Here is a 2,394-nt window from a genome sequence, read left to right as displayed (position 1 = left end):
GCCCTCGGCGGGCCGGGTCGAACCCGCCGAGGGCGTCGGCGAACTGCTGGTCCACGACGAGGGCCGGGGCGAACCGGTCGGTGTCGGCGTCGGTGAACCACCGGCCCTGCAGGACCTGGATGCGGTGCATCTCGCCGTAGCGGGGCTCGACGATGCTGCCGCTGACGAGCTGGGTGCCGGCGGGGAAGCGGGCCGGGAACTGCACGCTCCCCGTGAGCGAGGACCAGGCGATCCGGTGGCGGTCCACGACGGCCCGCAGCTGCTCCATGGTCGCGGCGTCCACGGTGCTCGAGCCGTCGGAGGAGTACACGTCCATCTGCAGCGTCGCGGAGCGGCCCTGCGAGCGGTCGGAGGACTCCTGCAGCATCTGCGCGCCCATCCGCCCGACCGCGGTGATGGTCGTCATGGCGAAGACGGCGAGGAACACGCCGACGAGCGAGAGCACCACCCGCACGCGGTGCACGCGGATCTCGTGCCAGGCCTCGGTGAGCGCCGCCACGAGGCCCATCAGGAGGCGCTCCGGTCGGCGGTCGCGCCCTGCAGGGCCGCGTCGGCCAGGGGCGACAGGACGCCGTGGTCCAGCCGGAACCGCCGGTCGGCGCGCGCCGCGACGGCGAGGTCGTGCGTGATGGTGATCAGCGTCGTCCCCTCCTCGCGCACGAGCTCCTCCAGCACGTCCATCACCGCGGACCCCGTGTCCACGTCGAGGGCCCCCGTGGGCTCGTCCGCGAGCAGCACCCTGGGGCGCCGCACGAGGCTGCGGGCCAGCGCGACGCGCTGCTGCTCACCCCCGGACAGCTTCTCCGGCATGGTGTCCAGCCGTTCGCCCAGCCCGACGCGGGTGAGCATCGCGCGCGCGATGCGGCGCCGGCCGAGGAACTCCCGCGACGAGCCGTAGAACAGCGGCGAGGCCACGTTGTCGGTGGCGCTGCGCCCGGGCAGCAGGTTGAACTGCTGGAAGACGAACCCGAACGTCGCGCCGCGCAGCTTGGCCGTGCGCCGGCCCGACATCCCCGTCGTGGGCCGGTCGTCCAGCAGGTACTCGCCGGCGGTGGGGCGGTCGAGCAGGCCGACGAGGTTGAGCAGCGTCGACTTCCCGGAGCCCGACCGGCCGACGACGGCGATGTGCTCGCCGGCCTCGACGACGAGGTCGACGCCCGTGAGGATGCGCAGCACCCCGCCGTCGGGCAGCACGACGTCGCGGCCGACGCCGTCGAGGGAGATGACGCTCATCCGGAGAACACCTGGCCGCCCTCGCCACCCGTGATCTCGTCGGTGCCCGGCACGAACTGCAGGATGCGGGCCCCCTCCTCGACGCCGCCGGTGATCTCGACGTTCTCCCCGTCGGTGAGCCCGAGGGTCACCGCGGTCTCGGTCGGCGCACCGGCGTCGTCGAGCAGCCACACCTTCCCCGTCGCGACGCGCCCCGCGACCGCGGTGACCGGGGCGAGCAGCACACCCGTCGCCTGGCCCGCGGTGACGTCGACCGTGGCCGACAGGCCGGAGAACACCGGCACGTCCGAGGGGACCCGGCAGGTGACGCTGGCCCCGGTCGGGGTCGACCCCGGGTCGACGCCGCCGCCGCCGAAGGCGTACGGGTCGGGCGCGGGGGCGGGGGCGGGCGCCGAGGTCCCCGTGACGGGGGTGCCCGTGCGCAGGCCCGTGCACTGGAACGTCCCGGGGCCGCCGGGGACGGTGACCGACGCGGAGCTCGGGGCGGCGAGGAGGCGGAACTGCTGGTCCTGCGTCAGCGGCGCGGACACGGTGAGCGTGCCGGGGCTGATCGTGGCCGCGGCCTCGCCGATCGTGACCTCCTGCGCCGGGAGGACGTCCAGGCTCGCGAGGGTGCCGGGCACCGTCGCCGTCACGGTGACCGTGCGGGTGCGCGGCGGTGCGGGAGCCGGCGGCGGCGCGGCCGGGTCCGCGGCCGGGGGCGCCGGGGGCGCCTCGACGGGCACCAGCACCGTGAACAGCGGCGTGCCCTTCTCCACGGCGTCACCGACCTCGGCGCGCAGCCGCCCGACCGCCCCGGCGGCCGTGACCTTGACGGTCGTGGCGGGGTCGGCCTCGATGCTGCCGGAGAGGGACACGGTGTTGACGACGTCGCCGCGCGTGATCGTCGTCTCGGCCGGGGTGAGCACGGCCGACGGGCTGGCCGCCCCGGCCGGCTCGGGACCGCCGCGGCCGAAGGCCAGGTAGAGCAGCGCCACGGCGATGAGCGCCCACACCACCAGGCGCAGCGACGGGAACACGATCGTCTTGAACACGCCCACGGTGCTCCACCTCCGGTGTCCAACCACGGGGTGGTGCACGGTTGGCCGATCCCCCGAGCGGCTGTGTGCGGACCGTAACAGCCCTGCTGCGCCGCGGAGGGACGTTCGCGCGACCCGGCGC

The 2,394-nt window shown here is 75.4% G+C and carries 3 protein-coding genes; all 3 read right to left on the bottom strand.

Going from position 1 to position 2,394, the window contains the following annotated elements; genetic code table 11:
- On the bottom strand, window positions 1-508 hold a 508-nt coding region (locus tag GTR02_RS21340; protein ID WP_166609478.1), incomplete at its 3' end, for an ABC transporter permease.
- The gene (locus GTR02_RS21335) at window positions 508-1,233 is read right to left on the bottom strand and encodes an ABC transporter ATP-binding protein (protein ID WP_166609477.1); all 726 of its coding nucleotides are present in this window, start codon (window positions 1,231-1,233) and stop codon (window positions 508-510) included. The genes GTR02_RS21340 and GTR02_RS21335, both read right to left, overlap by 1 nt.
- Window positions 1,230-2,273, bottom strand: coding sequence for an efflux RND transporter periplasmic adaptor subunit (locus tag GTR02_RS21330; RefSeq protein WP_166609476.1), 1,044 nt, complete (start codon window positions 2,271-2,273; stop codon window positions 1,230-1,232). Before GTR02_RS21330 ends, GTR02_RS21335 begins: the two co-directional genes overlap by 4 nt.
- Window positions 2,274-2,394: the final 121 nt, after the last annotated feature.

It is taken from the genome of Kineococcus siccus, from assembly GCF_009906795.1.
Lineage (GTDB): Bacteria > Actinomycetota > Actinomycetes > Actinomycetales > Kineococcaceae > Kineococcus > Kineococcus siccus.
The sequence above is the reverse complement of the archived record's forward strand: the minus strand, read 5'-3'. Positions and strand labels throughout refer to the sequence as shown.